A 15,744-nucleotide genomic window follows, 5' to 3' on the forward strand; every position below is an offset into this window, starting at 1 on the left:
GAGGGAAGCTGGGCCGGCCAGGATTCCCCGGTCGAGAAGCAGGCGACGAGTTGCAGAACCGCGATGAGGCCCTCGCCGTGGTTGCCGTGGCGATGAACCGTTCTCTCGGGGTGGATCTGTCCAACGAGCAGATTGCCATCGCGTACGCCCTGTGCGACCAGCTGAGCGGCCGCCGGAGGTGGCGCGCGTCGTCGTCGATCCCGCCCCTGAACGCCCGCCTCGCCGTACGACGCGACCGCTCGCTGGCGGCCGCACTGCCGGCGTTCTGGGCCGCAATGAGCGGCAACGTCTATGTCTTGGTCGCCGACGACGCCTCTGCCCGCGAGGACGTCGAACTCTATCGCGCGATCGACGATCACCTCGGCGGGAAGATCGGTGTCGAGCTGGACGAGCGAGGGCCTGAGGATCTGGTCGATCCACGAGCAGACCAGGCCGGGATCCTCATCGGCGCCGACCGCATTCCTCCTCAAAGCCACCAGTCACTCATCGTCTGCCTGTCGCCCGCAGCAACCAAACGCGCCTGCCGCATCCGCGGAGGAGCAGGACTCCCAGACCTGTAATCCACCCAACTGCCGACCAAAGCACCACCCGCTGCACGGACAGGCGCTCACCGCGACCCTGAACAGTTCACCGCATCCGTACACAGGTCATGCCGTGTTTCGCGTCCCGCCTTCGTGTTCGCGGCATCTGCTCGGCCCGCTGGAGGTGATGGTTAAGGGGGTGCGAATTAACCAGGGGGTGGGTATTGATTGGTTTTGCGAGGGTGGTTAATGCTTTCACCATGGTTCGGGACGGGCGTACGACGCTGCGGGATGTGGCGGAGGCTGCTGGGGTGTCGGTGGCCACGTGTTCGTATGTGTTGAGCGGGCGGGCGGACCGGACCACCCCGCTGCCTGAGCCGACGCGGCGGCGGGTTGAAGAGGCTGCGCGGCAGCTGGGGTACAAGGGCAACACCGCCGCGCGCAGTCTGCGGCGGCAGCGGTCTGAGCTGATCGCGATCGTGTACGCCCCGCCGGTCGGACCGTGGCTGGATCGGCTGACCTGGGAGTGCGAGGACGTCGCGGCCGCGCATGGGTACTCGGTGATCGGGGTGCCAGTACGACGGATCGACCGCGCGGCGCAGTCGTTGCGCGTGATCACCCGCGGCCACGTGGACGGCGCGATCTTCACCCCCGGCCTGAGCGACGACCTCGACCTCACCGCAGCCCGGCGCTCCACCCGGGCACTCATGGCCTTCAGCGACCACCTCGAACTGCCCGGCGTCGACATCGTCCGCAACAACGTCCGCCAAGCCCTCTCAGAGGCAACCACCTACCTCATAGCAGCCGGCCGGGAGCGGATCGCCTTCCTCTCCCACACCGGCAGCCGCGACGACAGATACCTCGGGTACGTCGACGCCCTGCACCAGGCCGGCCGTGAGGTCGACCCAGCGCTGGTCCGGATCGGCGCGGCCTCCCGCGAGGACGCGGTGGTCGTGGTCCGCGAACTCCTCGACTCCCCCGCACCACCGGACGCGATCGTCTCGGAGTCCGACCGCGGTGGCTTCGCCGCCTTGCAGGCCGCCGTGGACCGCGGCTTCAAGGTGCCGGACGACCTGGCCGTGATCGGCACCGGCAACACCCGGGAGGCGACGTACGCCGCGCCGCCGCTGACCAGCGTCGGCATGCACCAACTGGATTTCACCGAAATGGTCGAGGCGCTGTTCGCACGCATCGACGATCCGACCCTCCCGGCCCGGGAGCTGTCGATGCCCTGGGTGCTGAACCACCGCGCCTCCGCCTAGCAGCCCTGCACCAGCAGCCCGCACTCACGCCCGAAAGCGATTCGAAAGGTTTGTCATGCCCTCCTTCAACCGCCGTTCGTTCCTCCAGCTCGGCCTGGGTGCCACCGTGCTCGGCGCGGTCGGCACGGCCTGCTCGCCGGCCACTCCGGCGGCGAAGAAGCAGGACGCCCGGGCCTTCACCATCTACTGGAACGCCGGCCACGGCTACCAGGCCTACAAGGAAGTGATCGACCAGTTCGGCAAGGACCACGACCTGCAGATGAACTGGCAGAAGTTCCAGTGGCCGGACCTGGCCACCAAGCTGACCGCGGACTTCCGGTCCGGCAACGTGCCCGACCTGGTCGAGGAGGTCTCCGCCGGGACCGGGACGCAGTACGGGCTGGCCGGCAACGTGCTGGCGCTCGACGAGTTCGCCGCCGGAGACAAGGAATTCGGCTTTCCCGGCGACTACCTCGACCAGGCCGTGGTCGCGCGGCAGTACGAGGGCAAGACGTACTCGATCCCGCTGCACCTGACCGCGAACGGTCTGCTCTTCTACAACAAGGGGATGCTGTCGGCCGCCGGTTTCGACAAGCCTCCGACCAACTGGGAGGAGTTCCTCGAGATCGCGAAGGCCACCACCAAGGACAAGGTCAGCGGCTGCGCGCTCAACTCGGACCCGAGCTACGCGGCGCCGTACTACAACCAGCAGGGTGTGGACTTCAGCAACGCCGGCGCCAAGCAGTTCATGATGCCTGCCGACGGTGCGCTCAAGGCCTTGCAATGGATGCAGGATCTGATCTTCACCCACAAGGTGTCTCCCGCGCCCGTGGCCACGACCGACTACTCCGGACCGCAGAAGCTCTTCTCCGCCAAGCGTGCAGCGATGTTCGTATCCGGCCCATGGGACATCGGACCGATCCGCCAGGGCAGCCCGGACATCGACCTCGGCCTCGCCGTACCGCTGACCGGCGCCGTCCAGTCCGCCGCGATGGCCGGGTCCGGCCTGATGATCCCGGCGAAGGCCAAGGACCCCAAGTTGTCGTGGGAGCTGATCACCAAGCTCGCCGCGGTGAAGGTCGAACTGGCCGCCACCAAGGAAGCCGGGATGTCGATGCCCCGCAAGAGCTGGGCCGCCGACCCAGCCGTCGCCGCGGATCCGAGCCTGGCGACCATCGCGAAGTCCCTGGCGGTGGTGGCGAAGCAGGACATCGCTCTGTCCGCGAGTGGGAAGGCCGCGCAGATCAACGAGCTGTGGAAGAAGGCCTACCAGCAGATGATCATCCAGCACGCGCCGGTCGAGCAGACCCTCGCCGACTTCCGCAAGCAGGCCGGGGCGGCGCTGTGACCCGTCGCCGGCAGGCGTTGACGGCGTGGCTCTTCCTGACTCCGGCGGTGCTGTTCTTCGCCCTGCTCTTCTTCCTCCCGATCGGCAACCAACTGCTGACCGGCCTGTACGACGCCGACGGCGTCTCGTTCGTTGGCCTCGGCAACTTCAGCCGCGCCTTCGGCGATCCCGAGGTATTGCACTCGTTCCTGATCACGCTCGCCTATGCGGCCGGCGCACTGGTCGTCGGTACGGCGGTCGGCCTCGGACTGGCCGTGATCCTCAACCAAGCCCTCCCCGGCCGCACACTCTTCCGCTCGGTGCTGCTGATTCCCTACCTGACCTCGGTGTCGATCGTCGGCCTGCTCTGGCGCAACATCCTCGATCCGCAGGTCGGCATCCTCAACCGGTTGCTCGAGGCAATCGGCCTGCCCGGCCAGACCTGGCTCAGCACCCACCCACTCGCGACGATCGTCGGCATCACGGTCTGGTCCGGCGCCGGCTACACGATGGTGCTCTTCCTGGCCGGTCTCCAAGGCATTCCAGGCCTGTACTACGAGGCCGCGCGGATCGACGGCGCCGGCCCATGGCGACGCTTCTTCGCGATCACCCTTCCGTTGCTGACACCAACGACCTTGTTCGTCTCGATCATCGGCCTGATCAGCACGCTGCAACAGTTCGCGCTTCCGTACATCGTGACCGGCGGTGGCCCCGGCAACGCAACCTCCTTGTACGCACACCGGCTGTTCATCGTGGCCTTCAACGACAACGACTTCGGCTACGCGTCCGCACTGTCGGTCCTGCTGCTGCTCGTCGTACTCGTGCTGTCGCTGGCACAGCTGCGGATCGGAGACCGTGCCAATGCGTGAACGACTCTTCCCCGGCGACCGGATCGCGGCGTACGTCGTCCTGGTCGCGCTCGGACTGGTCACGGTGCTGCCGCTGCTGTACATGATCGTGCTGGCCTTGCAGAGTGACGCCGAGGTCCAGTCGGGCGATCCGGTGCTGTGGCCGGCGGACCTGCAGTGGAGCAACTTCACCCGGTTGTTCGAGGCGGCACCGTTCGAGCGGTTCTTCCTGAACAGCTTCGTGATGGCCGGCGCGATCACGGTCTCGCATCTGATCTTCGACCCGCTGGTCGGCTACGTGTTCGCGAAGATGGACTTCCCAGGCAAGCGGATCGCGTTCGTCGCGGTGCTGTCCACGCTGATGGTGCCGTTCTTCGTCCGGATGCTACCGATCTACTCGATCTTCGCGAGCCTGGGCTGGATCGACAGCTACCAGGGTCTGATCGTGCCGTTCCTGATGGATGCCTACGGCATCTTTCTGATGCGGCAATTCATCAAGCCGCTGCCGGACGAGCTGATCGAAGCGGCCCGGGTGGACGGTGCCGGCGAGTTCCGGATCTACCTGCGGGTGATCCTGCCGCAGTGCAAGCCGGCGCTGGCCGTGCTCGGCCTGTTCACGTTCGTCTTCCAGTGGAACGAGTTCCTCTGGCCGCTGATCGCCACCAGCCGGACGGAGATGCGCACGCTGCCGATCGGGCTCACCCTGTTCAACCAGGAGTACTTCACCCAGTGGAACCTGACCGCGGCCGGCGCCCTGATCCTGTTCGTCCCCACCGCCCTCTTCTTCGTCATCACGCAGAAGTTCCTGGTCGAGGGCATCGCGCTCTCCGGATTGAAATGAGTACCTCTTGACGCGCCCTAACGTCATCGTCTTCTTCACCGACCAGCAGCGCTGGGACACCGTCGGCGCGGCCGGCAGTCCGCTCGGCCTGACGCCCAACCTCGACCTGATGGCCCGCCGCGGCACGATGTTCGAGACGGCATGCACCACCAATCCGGTCTGCGCTCCGGCACGCGCAGCCCTGCAGACCGGGATGTACCCGACCAACACCGGCGTCTACCGCAACAACGTTCCGCTGCCCACCGACGCACCGACCTTGGGCCGGTTGTTCGGTGCGGCCGGCTATCAGACCGCCTACATCGGCAAGTGGCACCTCGGCACGCAGGACCCCGTCCCGGCCGCAGAGCAAGGCGGCTACGACTTCTGGCTGGGTGCGAACATCCTGGAGTTCACCTCCGACGCCTACCGGACCATCGTGTACGACGGCGACGGTGAGCCGGTGTTCCTGCCCGGCTACCGGCCGGATGCGTTGACCGACGCGGCGATCCGCTACGTCACCCGTGCCTCTGAGGACGACCGCCCGTTCATGCTGTTCATCTCGCTGATCGAGCCGCACCACCAGAACGAGCACGACGACTACCCGGCCCCCGAGGTCTACCGGGACACCTACACCGGCGCGTGGCTGCCGCCCGACCTCGCGACACTTCCGGGTACGGCGCACCGCCACGCGGCCGGGTACTACGGCCAGATCAAGCGCGTCGACGAGTGTCTCGGGCGCCTGCGCGACGCACTGGTCAGCCTGGACCTCACCGACGACACCCTGCTCCTCTACACCTCCGACCATGGCTCCCATTTCAAGACGCGCAACAGTGAGTACAAACGGTCACCACACGACGGATCGATCCGAGTGCCCTTGGTCGTCGAGGGTCCGGGGTATCGAGGTGGATCGCGGGTCAGCAGTCCCGTCAGCACTGTTGACGTCGTACCGACGCTGCTGAATGCGGCCGGAATCGAGTTGCCGGACCACCTGGACGGCGTACCGCTGCGGGAGGCAAAAGCAGACGCCGTACTCATCCAGATCAGTGAGACGGAGGTCGGACGTGCGGTGCGGACCGAGCGGTGGAAGTACCACGTGCTCGCGCCGGACGCAGGCGACGAGCCGGCCGCCGATCACTACACGGAACGGGCGCTGTACGACCTCGACGCCGACCCGTACGAGCTCGACAACCTGATCGACAGTGCGGGGCATCGGGAGGTCGTCGACCAGTTGCGGGAGGTGCTGATCCGCGAGGTCGAGCGGATCGAACGGCGTACCGTAACCGTCGCGTCGTACCCCGACGTGCGGGATCGGGGCCGCTTCGCGGAGACCACGGTACGACGGCTGAAGCTGGACGGCCGCCGGCTCGAGTGACCTACTCCCCCAGGCCTCAGGGTCACCCTGAGGCCTACCGCGGCTGGGGTAGCCGAAGTGCCGTCGGCTGCCCGACGCGGTAGGCGGGTGGTTTTCGGGAGTCTGTTCGTGACATCGAACACGACAGGGAGACCACCATGAATGCCTTGCTGTACAAGGGAAATCGACTGGCCGACTGGCTCGGCCGGCAGAGTGTCGACATCCTGCGGGTCAGTCTCGGACTGATCTTTCTCATCTTCGGCGTACTGAAGTTCTTCCCGGGTGCGAGCCCGGCGGAGGCGCTGGTGATGCGGACCGTCGACACGCTCACTCTCGGCGTCATCCACGGCCGCTCCGCGGTGCTGCTGACCGCGGTGATGGAGTGCTTCATCGGACTGACGCTGGTGTCCGGCCGGTTCCTGCGCACCGGGCTGCTGGTGCTGGGGTTCTCGCTGGTCGGGATCATGTCGCCGCTGGTGCTGTTCTTCAGCGACCTGTTCCCCGGTGCTCCGACGCTGGAGGCGCAGTACGTCCTGAAGGACATCGTGCTGGCGGCCGCCGGACTGGTGATCGCCGCGAAGGCTCTGGCCGCCTCGCCGGTGCGGCTGCGGGTGTGAGAGTTGGAGATGGCCCCGGGCGGGCTCAGTTGCCTCGGTCCGGGGCCATCCGGCGCCTCTGCGGACTACGACGCGGCGGGGGCGCCGGCCGGTTCCCGCAGAGTTGCTATCAGCTCTTCGGACTGGCCGCGGGCCCGGATGTTCGTGACATGGTCGATGTAGTCGCGGGACTCGACGATCAGGCCGTCGCGGATCCGCAGTACGAAGATGCACGGCGTGCGGTACGGCGCCCCGGTCGCCAGCACCGTGCCGACGTAGTCGAACTCGGCGACGATCACCTCCGGGTCGGTGGTCTGGTGGACCCGGATGTTCTCCGGCTGGAACCGGACCACCTCCATCACCTTCGGCCCGACGCCGCCGAAGTGCTGGCGCAACTCGTCGCGGGACCGCAGCGGGTGATCACCAAACGGATTCATCGGATGGCGTACGTCGGTCTGTTCGGCGTACAGCTCGGGGAGCGCGGCGAAGTCCCGGTCGGCGACGCCGTGCACCAGCTTCAGGAAGACCTCTTCGGGTGTCATCACTGTCCTCACGCTTAAATGGAGTGTTCACTCCGAATATACGAAGTGACGACTTCGTTTACAACCCCAGACCTGTGGGCGGCGTCTCCTAGGCTGAAGGCAAGGAAAGGGAGCAGCGGTGCGAGCAGACGCGCGGGACAACCGGGCCCGGATCATGACCGCGGCGGACGAGGTGTTCGGCCGGTCGCCGAACGCGTCCACCGACGACGTCGCCAAGCTGGCCGGAGTCGGCATCGCGACCGTGTTCCGGCACTTCCCGACCAAGGTCGACCTGCTCGAGGCGGTGCTCGCGCTGCGGCTGGAGCGGCTGCGTGACCGCGCGCTGGAGCTGGCCGCGAGCGACGATCCCGGGACCGCGTTCTTCGGGTTCTTCAGCCAAGTGGTCGCGGAGTCGGCCTCCAAGCTGGCGATCGGAGAGGCACTGATCGCCGCCGGATCGGCCGCCGGCCCGGACGTGCGGGCGGCGGGGGCCGGTATGCGTGAGGCTTTCGACAAGCTGCTCGCCGAGGCCCAGAGCAGCGGCGCAGTACGGGCGGACGCGCAGTTCGCGGAGGTCTACGCCCTGCTGATCGGCGCCTCCCGCGGTGCCACGGCGGTCGGGCTGACGCCTGAGGTGCGCGATCGGATGCTGGTCCTGGTCTATGACGGCCTGAAGCCTCGTTCGTGAGGCGCTGGTCGCGGAGGCGCCGGGTCCTGGTGGTCATCGCGCTGGCTCTGGTCCTCCTGCTGTCGGCGTACCCGGTGTCGTTGCGCCTGCAGTACGCCGGTGAACCCGCAGCCGACACGCGGACGCGGAACCACGACGCCCTGTGGCTCGGCCATGCCTGGGTCGACGGACGCAAGACGCCAGCCGATGTCACCGCGTTGGCCCAACAACTGAAGGGCACTGGCATCCGGGATCTTTACGTCCACGCCGGTCCGCTGGAGCACGACGGCTCACTCCCGTTGGCGAAGGTCTCGCCCAAGGCCAGCTGGTTCGTGGCAGCGATGCGGTCCGAGGCTCCCGACGTACGCGTGCAGGCGTGGCTCGGGGACGTCGTACAGCCGGGCAAGGACCCTGGCATGGATTGGGACGACCCCGCGGTGCGGACCCGAGTCGTCGCGTCGTCGAAAGCTGTTCTCGACCAGGGCTTCCAGGGCATCCACTACGACTTCGAGCCGGTGAAGTCCGGCTCGAAGGGCTTGCTTGCAGTGCTGGACGCAACCCGGGCCCTCGGAGCACCCCTGTCCGTCTCGGCCGCCCAGATCGACCCGCTCTGGCAGCTCCATAGGATCCCGATCGACAAGTGGTGGTCACAGGAGTACTTCAGTGAGGTCGCCCGCCGGGTCGACCAGATCGCAGTGATGTCCTACGACACCGCGATGCCGCTGGAGTCCTTGTACGGCGGCTATGTCGCCAAGCAGACCAAACTCGCGCTGGAGGTGACTCCCGCGTCCACTGACCTGCTGATGGGACTGCCGGCGTACTGGGAGAGCAATCCGTCGCACTGGGGCCATGCGGAGACTGTCGAGGCCGCAGTCCGAGGCGCCCGGCTAGGACTGGGCGACTCGGACCGGCAGAACTTCGGTCTGGCCATGTACGTCGACTTCACCGCCACTCCGGCCAACTGGGCGGCGTACCGCGACGGCTGGTGCACGGCGCCTTAGCGGGCGCGTTCCACCCGGCCCTCGTCCCAGACCGGTTCGTCGGACTCGTAGACGGTGCCGTCGGCACCGAAGACGAGGTGGCGGTCGAAGCCGCGGGCGAACCAGCGGTCGTGGGTGACCGCGATGACGGTGCCGTCGAAGGAGTCCAGGCCTTCCTCCAGCGCCTCGGCGGACTCGACGTCGAGGTTGTCGGTCGGCTCGTCGAGCAGGAGCAGCGTCGCACCGGAGAGCTCGAGCAGCAGGATCTGGAACCGCGCCTGCTGACCGCCGGACAGACTGTCGAACGTCTGCTCGGCCGCGTGCGCCAGCTCGTACCGGTCCAGCTTCCGCGACGCCAGCTCGCGACCCATGCCCTCCCGGTGCTCGTCGCCCCGGTGCAGGATCTCCAGCAGCGTCCGGCCGACCAGCTCCGGGTGCTCGTGCGTCTGCGCGAACCAGCCCGGCCGCACCCGTGCACCGAGCTTGGCCTTGCCGGTGTGCGCTACCAGGGCGATCTGTACGTCGCCGACCGGCCGGTGCTCGATGTCCGGATCCGAACCACCGTTGGCCAGCAGCCGCAGGAAGTGCGACTTGCCCGATCCGTTCGACCCGAGCACCGTGACGCGTTCGCCGTACCAGACCTCGAGATCGAACGGTTTCATCAGCCCGGTGAGCTCCAGACCGGTGCACACCACGGCACGCTTGCCCGTGCGTCCACCGGTCAGGCGCATGGTGACCGTCTGCTCGCGCGGGATGGCCTGCGGTGGACCCGCCTCCTCGAACTTGCGCAGCCGGGTCTGCGCGGCCCGGTAGCGCGACGCCATGTCGGAGTTGTACGCCGCCTTCTGCTTGTACATCAGCATCAACGCACGGAGTTTGGCGTGCTCCTCGTCCCAGCGTTTGCGCAGCTCCTCGAACCGCTCGAACCGGTCCCGCCGGGCCTCGTGGTACGTCTGGAAGCCGCCGCCGTGCGTCCACGCGGTGTTGCCTGCGGCACCTAGTTCGACGGTGACGATCCGGGTCGCGGTGTTGGCCAGCAGCTCCCGGTCGTGGCTGATGTAGAGCACCGTCTTGTCGGTCGTGCGGAGCTGCTCCTCCAGCCAGCGCTTGCCCGGTACGTCGAGGTAGTTGTCCGGCTCGTCGAGCATCAGGACCTGGTCCGGACCGCGCAGCAAAGCCTCCAGCACCAGCCGCTTCTGCTCACCGCCGGACAGCGTCTTCACCTCACGCCAGCGACAGCGGTCGAACGGTACGCCGAGGGCGGCCGTCGTACAGACGTCCCAGAGCACCTCCGCGTCGTACCCGCCGACCTCGCCCCAGTCGGACACCGCCTGCGCGTACTTCAGCTGGGTCTTCTCGTCGTCGGCGTCCATCATCGTCAACTCGGCCTTGTCCAGCTTGGCCGCGGCGTCCTGGATCGCCTGCGGCGCGACACCGACCAGCAGGTCGCGCACGGTCGACGAGTCCCGCACCGAGCCGACGAACTGGCGCATCACGCCGAGCCCGCCCGACCGCGCGATGCTGCCGGAATGCGGCTTCAGGTCGCCCGCGATGATCCTGGTCAGCGTGGTCTTGCCGGAGCCGTTCGCCCCGACCAGCGCGACCTTGGCACCGTCGGCCACCCGGAACGTGATGTCGTCCAGCAACACCCGCCCGTCCGGCAGTTCGTAACCGATCCCGGCGACATCTACGTGGCCCATCCCACCAGTCTGACCGGCGTACCCACCGACAGGCGAACCCTTATCGTCACCAATCCCCGAGCGCGCTGAGGAAGGTGCCTCCGGCCGGCCGGACCGAACCGACCATGAAGAGCTTGAGGGGAGCGGAGAACAGACCGTAGGTGTGGGTGCCGGTGAAGAAGCCGGCCGAGTCACAGCCGTCGTACTCGACCCAGACCTCGCGGATGCCGTCAGCGGTGTCGAAGCGCAGCACGACCGCCTCGGACGGCTGGGCTGTCTGGGGGGTGCACTTGAAGACCGGCAAGGCCGGGTTGCGCTCCGGCAGTACCTTGATCGCGTCGACCACCTGCTGGGCTACCTCGGCGTTGAACCGCTGCTGCCCGAGCAGTCCGGTCGCGTCGGGTGTGAGGCGGTAGCGGCACGCCTGCAGTCCGGTCACAGGCGTTGCCAGGTCCAGTCCGGTCCCGTCTGCGACAAAGTTGTGCCCGCCGGCCTTGAGGATCGGGTGGTCGGGCGGACAAGCCGCATCCCCCTTGTTCGGCAGGATTCCTGGGCTCGACAAGCCGGTGCCGGACCCGGCCGCCTCCTTCGCACCGCTGTCGCTGCTGGAGTTGGACGCGGTCGGAACCTCGATGCCCACCGCGCTCCACACACCGCCGATGGCTATCGCCACCACAGCCGCCGCCGCGGCCATGGTGAGCGTCTGGCGCCTTTTCCGGACGCGCCGGCGCGCTTCCCTCGCCATCCCGCTGCCGGTCAGGTCACTGGCGTCGGCCTTGTTCTGGAACGCGGAGGAGATCTTGGGGCCGAGCTCCTGCTCAGGGTCGTGCTCAGGCATCCTCGGCTCCTTCCTTGCTCAGCGTGGTTTTCAGCGCAGCCAGTGCGCGGTGCACATGCGATCGGGCGGTCGCCTCCGCGCAGTGCAGCAGTACGCCGATCTCGGCGTACGAGAGCTCCTCGTAGAACCGCAGTACGACGGCTGCCCGTTGCTTGTCCGGCAGCGTCGCGCACAGTGCCCAGACCGCATCGGACTCGGCCCGCGCGGTCGCGCCGTCCGAGGCGGACGGTGCGGTCCGGATCGGGTCGGGCGACGGTGCCTCCCGCCGGCGGAATCGGCGCCACCAGGAGATGTGTGCGTTCACCACCATTCGCTTCACGTAGGCCTCGGGATCGTCGGCCCTGCTGACCCGGCTCCACCGGGCGCAGGCTGTCGTCAGGGCATCCTGGACGGCGTCCTCGGCCAGGGCCTTGTCCCCGGTCAGGACGTACGCGAACCGCAGCAGTGCGTCTGCCTTCTCGGTGACCCACAGCTCGAACTCGATCGGGCTCGTCCGTGCCTCCGCTGCCGCCAAGGCTGCCTCCATACCCTCAGGACGGCGACGGGCCTGCGTTCGTTGCACGCAGTACCCGGAACCCCTTCGCGCTGCCGGTCCGGTCGCAGGGATAGCCCTGCTCGGTCAGCCAGCGCTGCAACGAGTCACCGCCCAGGTTCTTGCCGACGACGAAGCGTGCCACGCCACCGGGGGCAAGACGGGCCAGCCAGAGCAGCAGCATCTTGTGCAGTTCGGCTTTGCCGATGTGGATCGCCGGATTCGACCAGATCTCGTCGAACCGCACGTCCGCGGGTACGCCGTCCGGCAGCACCGGGTACACGCGGTCCGCGACCCCTGCGGCCTTGGCGTTCTCCGCGGTCAGCTCCAGCGCCCGGGTGTTCACGTCGACCGCCCAGACCTGCGCCTCGGGCGCCTCCACCGCGATGGCACACGCGATCGGGCCGTAGCCGGTCCCCAGGTCGAGGAACGTGCCTGATCCGGTCGGCGGGTCCACCTCGCGCAGCAACACCGCCGTACCGATGTCCAAGCGGTCCCGGGAGAACACTCCGGTGGCGGTCGTAAAGGTGTACTCGCGACCCCAGATCCGCGCTTCGACAGTACGTCGTACGTCCGCGGAACCGGGCTCCGCCGAGAAGTAGTGGTCAGCCACGCTGGTGCACCTCTCCCCTGACCTGGCGGGCCTGCAGCGCCCGTGCGGCCAACTCGTCATCCGCTGGGTAGCGCACTTCCTCCAGTGTGAGGCCGTGCGCGGGCAGCACCGATACGGCCGAGTCCCGGACCTTGCCGGCCAGTACGGCGGCCGGCCAGTCGACCTCACGGCGCCCGTCACCCACGGGGATCATCGAGCCGACCAGAGCCCGGACCATCGAGTGGCAGAAGGCGTCCGCGATCACAGTGCCTTCCAGCTGTCCCACTCCGGTGCGTTGCCAGGAGAACTCCAGCAGGGCTCGGACCGTGCTGGCGCCCTCCCGCTTCTTGCAGAAGGCGGCGAAGTCGTGCTCGCCGAGCAGACCGGCCGCGGCGGCGTTCATCCGGACCACGTCTATCGGGCGGCCTACCCGCAGTACATGTCCGCGGGTCAGCGGGTCCCATCCGGCCGCATCGTCACAGAGCCGGTACACGTAGCGACGGGCCAGCGCGGAGAAACGGGCGTCAAAACCGTCTGGAGCCGCTGTGACGGCCGTGACAGCTACATCCTCGGGTAGTACGCCGTTCAGGCCTCTCAGGAGCCTGAGCGGCTTTACAGCGCCTTCGACGTCCACATGGGCGACCTGGCCGCGGGCATGAACGCCGGTGTCCGTCCGGCCGGCGCAGGTCACCGTGAGCGGCTCGGGCAGCCGGAGGACGACCCGGATCGCCTCTTCCAGGGCTCCTTGCACGGTCCGGAGACCCTCCTGCCGGGCCCAGCCGTGGAAGGCCGTTCCGTCGTACTTGAGGTCGATCCGCCAGCGCACACGGCAATCTAACCCAAACAGCGCCCCTCACCGTGCGGTGAGGGGCGCTGCGGAACAGCTGGGTGTTACTTGTCCTCGGTCTCCGGAGTCTCGTCCTGGACCTTCTCGTCCACGACGTCCTGGACCTTGGCGTCGTCCTCGACCTTGTCCTCGACCTTGTCGTCGGCCTTGTCCTCGGCGTCAGCCTGCTTCGCCGCCGCCTTCTTGGCCGGGGCCTTCTTCGCGGTCTTCTTGGCCTTCGGCGAGTCGGCCAGCGCCTCGACCAGCTCGATCTTCACCATCGGGGCGTTGTCGCCCTTGCGCGGACCGAGCTTGGTGATCCGGGTGTAGCCGCCCGGACGGTCGGCGTAACGCTCGCCGATCTCGGTGAAGAGCACGTGCACGACGCTCTTGTCCTTGATCCGCTTCATCACCTGGCGGCGCGAGTTCAGGTCACCACGCTTCGCCTTGGTGATCATCGACTCCGCCAGCGGCTGCAGGCGCTTGGCCTTGGCCGCGGTGGTGGTGATGGCGCCGTGCTCGAACAGCGACGTCGCGAGGTTGCTGAGGATCAGCTTCTCGTGCGCCGGGCTGCCGCCCAGCCGGGCACCCTTGGTGGGGGTAGGCATCTCTTACTCCAGAAGGATCTCAGGCCACTGCGGCCCGGGGTGGGTGTCAGTACTGCTCGGTCTCGGCGAAGCTCTCGTCCTCGTCCTCGGCCTCGGTGCCGTAGGCCTCGGCGGCCGCACGCAGGTCGAAGCCAGGAGGCGAGTCCTTCAGCGACAGGCCCATCTCGGCCAGCTTCAGCTTGACCTCGTCGATCGACTTGGAGCCGAAGTTGCGGATGTCCAGCAGGTCCTGCTCGCTGCGCGAGATCAGCTCACCCACGGTGTGGATGCCCTCGCGCTTGAGGCAGTTGTACGACCGGACGGTCAGCTGCAGGTCCTCGACCGGCAGCGCCAGGTCGGCGGCCATCTGCTCGTCCACCGGCGACGGGCCGATGTCGATGCCCTCGGCCTCGACGTTCAGCTCGCGGGCCAGGCCGAACAGCTCGACCAGCGTCTTACCGGCCGACGCGACGGCGTCGCGGGGCAGCATCGACGGCTTGGTCTCGACGTCGACGACCAGCCGGTCGAAGTCGGTGCGCTGCTCGACACGGGTCGCCTCGACCTTGTAGGTGACCTTGAGCACCGGCGAGTAGATCGAGTCGACCGGCATCCGGCCGATCTCGGCGTCGGCGGACTTGTTCTGGATCGCGGAGACGTAGCCACGGCCCCGCTCGACGACCAGCTCCATCTCGAGCCGGCCCTTCTCGTTCAGGGTGGCGATCTTCAGGTCCGGGTTGTGCACCTCGACACCGGCCGGCGGCGCGATGTCGGCGGCGGTGACGTCACCGGGGCCCTGCTTGCGCAGGTACATGGTGACCGGCTCGTCGTGCTCGGAGGAGACGACCAGGTCCTTGAGGTTCAGGATCAGCTGGGTGGCGTCTTCCTTGACCCCGGCAACGGTCGAGAACTCGTGCAGGACACCGTCGACCTTGATGCTGGTCACGGCGGCACCGGGGATGGAGGACAGCAGGGTCCGGCGGATCGAGTTGCCGAGGGTGTAGCCGAAGCCCGGCTCCAGCGGCTCGATCACGAACCGCGAGCGGTGCTCGCCGACGACCTCTTCGGTCAGGGTGGGGCGCTGTGCGATAAGCACTGTGGTTTTCCTTGTCTGTCGCGACGACCACTATTTGAGGTCGCGATGGGTGAAGCCCAGAACCGGTCCCGCCGGCGGCCACCAGACCGCCGGCGGGACTGAGATCAGTTCTTCGAGTAGAGCTCGACGATCAGGTGCTCGGCGACCTGGGTGTCGATCTGCTGCCGGGTCGGCAGCTGGTGGACGAGGATCCGCAGCCTCTCGGGCATCACCTCGAGCCAGGCCGGGACGACGCGCTCGGAGTGCGTCTCCCGGGCGATGATGAACGGGGTCGTCTCGGCCGACTTCGCCTTGACATCGATGATGTCGTGGGCAGCCACCCGGTACGACGGGATGTTCACCTTGACGCCGTTCACGGTGAAGTGACCGTGGACGACGAGCTGACGGGCCTGCCGCCGGGTCCGGGCCAGGCCGGAGCGGTAGACCACGTTGTCCAGCCGGGACTCCAGGATGATCAGCAGGTTGTCACCGGTCTTGCCGGAGCGCCGCGAGGCCTCCTCGTAGTACCGGCGGAACTGCTTCTCCAGGACGCCGTACGAGAAGCGGGCCTTCTGCTTCTCACGCAGCTGGAGCAGGTACTCGCTCTCCTTCGGACGGCCGCGGCCGTGCATACCCGGCGGGTACGGACGGCGCTCGAACGCCTTGTCGCCACCGACGAGGTCGACCCCGAGACGGCGCGACTTCTTGGTCATGGGTCCGGTGTAACGGGCCATTTTCGCTGCCTA

At 67.7% G+C, this 15,744-nt stretch carries 18 protein-coding genes; 9 read left to right on the top strand and 9 right to left on the bottom strand.

What is annotated here, in order from left to right; all coding sequences use genetic code 11:
* The first annotated feature begins 50 nt into the window (after nucleotides 1-50).
* The 7 genes from E0H73_RS25790 to E0H73_RS25820 all read left to right on the top strand — a co-directional run bounded on the left by E0H73_RS25790 (nucleotide 51) and on the right by E0H73_RS25820 (nucleotide 6,725).
* Complete coding sequence (locus tag E0H73_RS25790; protein WP_131360948.1) at nucleotides 51-560, top strand: hypothetical protein; 510 nt, start codon at nucleotides 51-53, stop codon at nucleotides 558-560.
* A 221-nt stretch (nucleotides 561-781) separates the two neighbouring features.
* Nucleotides 782-1,783 carry a LacI family DNA-binding transcriptional regulator gene (locus E0H73_RS25795; RefSeq protein ID WP_131360950.1) on the top strand — a complete coding sequence of 334 codons (1,002 nt, stop codon included), beginning with the start codon at nucleotides 782-784 and terminating at the stop codon, nucleotides 1,781-1,783.
* Nucleotides 1,784-1,838: 55 nt separating this feature from the next.
* Complete coding sequence (locus E0H73_RS25800) at nucleotides 1,839-3,110, top strand: ABC transporter substrate-binding protein (protein WP_131360951.1); 1,272 nt, start codon at nucleotides 1,839-1,841, stop codon at nucleotides 3,108-3,110.
* Nucleotides 3,107-3,958, top strand: coding sequence for a carbohydrate ABC transporter permease (locus E0H73_RS25805; protein WP_131360953.1), 852 nt, complete (start codon nucleotides 3,107-3,109; stop codon nucleotides 3,956-3,958). Before E0H73_RS25800 ends, E0H73_RS25805 begins: the two co-directional genes overlap by 4 nt.
* On the top strand, nucleotides 3,951-4,778 hold the full coding sequence (locus E0H73_RS25810) for a carbohydrate ABC transporter permease (protein WP_131360955.1): 828 nt from the start codon (nucleotides 3,951-3,953) through the stop codon (nucleotides 4,776-4,778). Before E0H73_RS25805 ends, E0H73_RS25810 begins: the two co-directional genes overlap by 8 nt.
* Before the next feature lie 7 nt (nucleotides 4,779-4,785).
* Nucleotides 4,786-6,129 carry a sulfatase-like hydrolase/transferase gene (locus E0H73_RS25815; RefSeq protein WP_131360957.1) on the top strand — a complete coding sequence of 448 codons (1,344 nt, stop codon included), beginning with the start codon at nucleotides 4,786-4,788 and terminating at the stop codon, nucleotides 6,127-6,129.
* A gap of 137 nt (nucleotides 6,130-6,266) precedes the next feature.
* On the top strand, nucleotides 6,267-6,725 hold the full coding sequence (locus E0H73_RS25820; RefSeq protein ID WP_131360959.1) for a DoxX family membrane protein: 459 nt from the start codon (nucleotides 6,267-6,269) through the stop codon (nucleotides 6,723-6,725).
* Between the two features lie 65 nt (nucleotides 6,726-6,790).
* Here E0H73_RS25820 and E0H73_RS25825 read toward each other — a convergent pair whose 3' ends face one another.
* Complete coding sequence (locus E0H73_RS25825) at nucleotides 6,791-7,258, bottom strand: nuclear transport factor 2 family protein (protein ID WP_238164249.1); 468 nt, start codon at nucleotides 7,256-7,258, stop codon at nucleotides 6,791-6,793.
* A gap of 106 nt (nucleotides 7,259-7,364) precedes the next feature.
* On the opposite strand from E0H73_RS25825, the gene E0H73_RS25830 reads away from it, so the two are divergent.
* Both E0H73_RS25830 and E0H73_RS25835 read left to right on the top strand, forming a co-directional pair.
* Complete coding sequence (locus E0H73_RS25830; RefSeq protein ID WP_238164250.1) at nucleotides 7,365-7,913, top strand: TetR/AcrR family transcriptional regulator; 549 nt, start codon at nucleotides 7,365-7,367, stop codon at nucleotides 7,911-7,913.
* Nucleotides 7,910-8,893, top strand: a complete 984-nt coding sequence (locus tag E0H73_RS25835; protein ID WP_131360961.1) for a glycoside hydrolase family 18 protein — start codon at nucleotides 7,910-7,912, stop codon at nucleotides 8,891-8,893. The genes E0H73_RS25830 and E0H73_RS25835 overlap by 4 nt, the downstream gene beginning before the upstream one ends.
* On the opposite strand, the gene E0H73_RS25840 is transcribed toward E0H73_RS25835, so the two are convergent.
* The 8 genes from E0H73_RS25840 to rpsD form a co-directional block, all read right to left on the bottom strand.
* On the bottom strand, nucleotides 8,890-10,572 hold the full coding sequence (locus E0H73_RS25840; RefSeq protein WP_131360963.1) for an ABC-F family ATP-binding cassette domain-containing protein: 1,683 nt from the start codon (nucleotides 10,570-10,572) through the stop codon (nucleotides 8,890-8,892). The two genes, E0H73_RS25835 and E0H73_RS25840, sit on opposite strands and share 4 nt — an antisense overlap.
* A 46-nt stretch (nucleotides 10,573-10,618) precedes the next feature.
* Nucleotides 10,619-11,389: a hypothetical protein gene (locus tag E0H73_RS25845; RefSeq protein ID WP_131360965.1), complete on the bottom strand. Its 771-nt coding sequence runs from the start codon at nucleotides 11,387-11,389 to the stop codon at nucleotides 10,619-10,621.
* Nucleotides 11,382-11,903, bottom strand: a complete 522-nt coding sequence (locus E0H73_RS25850) for a SigE family RNA polymerase sigma factor (RefSeq protein WP_238164252.1) — start codon at nucleotides 11,901-11,903, stop codon at nucleotides 11,382-11,384. Before E0H73_RS25850 ends, E0H73_RS25845 begins: the two co-directional genes overlap by 8 nt.
* Before the next feature lie 16 nt (nucleotides 11,904-11,919).
* Entirely contained in the window at nucleotides 11,920-12,534 is a 615-nt protein-coding gene (locus E0H73_RS25855) for a class I SAM-dependent methyltransferase (RefSeq protein ID WP_238164253.1), read from the bottom strand.
* The gene (gene truA / locus E0H73_RS25860) at nucleotides 12,527-13,339 is read right to left on the bottom strand and encodes a tRNA pseudouridine(38-40) synthase TruA (RefSeq protein ID WP_131360971.1); all 813 of its coding nucleotides are present in this window, start codon (nucleotides 13,337-13,339) and stop codon (nucleotides 12,527-12,529) included. Before truA ends, E0H73_RS25855 begins: the two co-directional genes overlap by 8 nt.
* 65 nt (nucleotides 13,340-13,404) lie before the next feature.
* Nucleotides 13,405-13,947 (bottom strand): 50S ribosomal protein L17, encoded by a 543-nt coding sequence (gene rplQ, locus E0H73_RS25865; protein WP_131360973.1) that lies wholly within the window; start codon nucleotides 13,945-13,947, stop codon nucleotides 13,405-13,407.
* 46 nt (nucleotides 13,948-13,993) lie between these two features.
* Nucleotides 13,994-15,019, bottom strand: coding sequence for a DNA-directed RNA polymerase subunit alpha (locus E0H73_RS25870; RefSeq protein WP_131360975.1), 1,026 nt, complete (start codon nucleotides 15,017-15,019; stop codon nucleotides 13,994-13,996).
* Between the two features lie 104 nt (nucleotides 15,020-15,123).
* A complete protein-coding gene (gene rpsD / locus E0H73_RS25875; protein ID WP_131360977.1) occupies nucleotides 15,124-15,732 on the bottom strand; it encodes a 30S ribosomal protein S4 in 609 nt (202 codons plus the stop codon).
* Nucleotides 15,733-15,744 lie beyond the last annotated feature (12 nt).

The organism is Kribbella pittospori (assembly GCF_004331465.1).
In the GTDB taxonomy this organism is placed as follows: domain Bacteria; phylum Actinomycetota; class Actinomycetes; order Propionibacteriales; family Kribbellaceae; genus Kribbella; species Kribbella pittospori.

Coding starts and splice junctions, on each gene's coding strand:
- E0H73_RS25795 (WP_131360950.1), top strand. CDS start 782: ATGGTTCGGGACGGGCGTACGACGCTGCGGGATGTGGCGGAGGCTGCT.
- E0H73_RS25800 (WP_131360951.1), top strand. CDS start 1,839: ATGCCCTCCTTCAACCGCCGTTCGTTCCTCCAGCTCGGCCTGGGTGCC.
- E0H73_RS25810 (WP_131360955.1), top strand. CDS start 3,951: ATGCGTGAACGACTCTTCCCCGGCGACCGGATCGCGGCGTACGTCGTC.
- E0H73_RS25820 (WP_131360959.1), top strand. CDS start 6,267: ATGAATGCCTTGCTGTACAAGGGAAATCGACTGGCCGACTGGCTCGGC.
- E0H73_RS25840 (WP_131360963.1), bottom strand. CDS start 10,572: ATGGGCCACGTAGATGTCGCCGGGATCGGTTACGAACTGCCGGACGGG.
- E0H73_RS25845 (WP_131360965.1), bottom strand. CDS start 11,389: ATGCCTGAGCACGACCCTGAGCAGGAGCTCGGCCCCAAGATCTCCTCC.
- rplQ (WP_131360973.1), bottom strand. CDS start 13,947: ATGCCTACCCCCACCAAGGGTGCCCGGCTGGGCGGCAGCCCGGCGCAC.
- rpsD (WP_131360977.1), bottom strand. CDS start 15,732: ATGGCCCGTTACACCGGACCCATGACCAAGAAGTCGCGCCGTCTCGGG.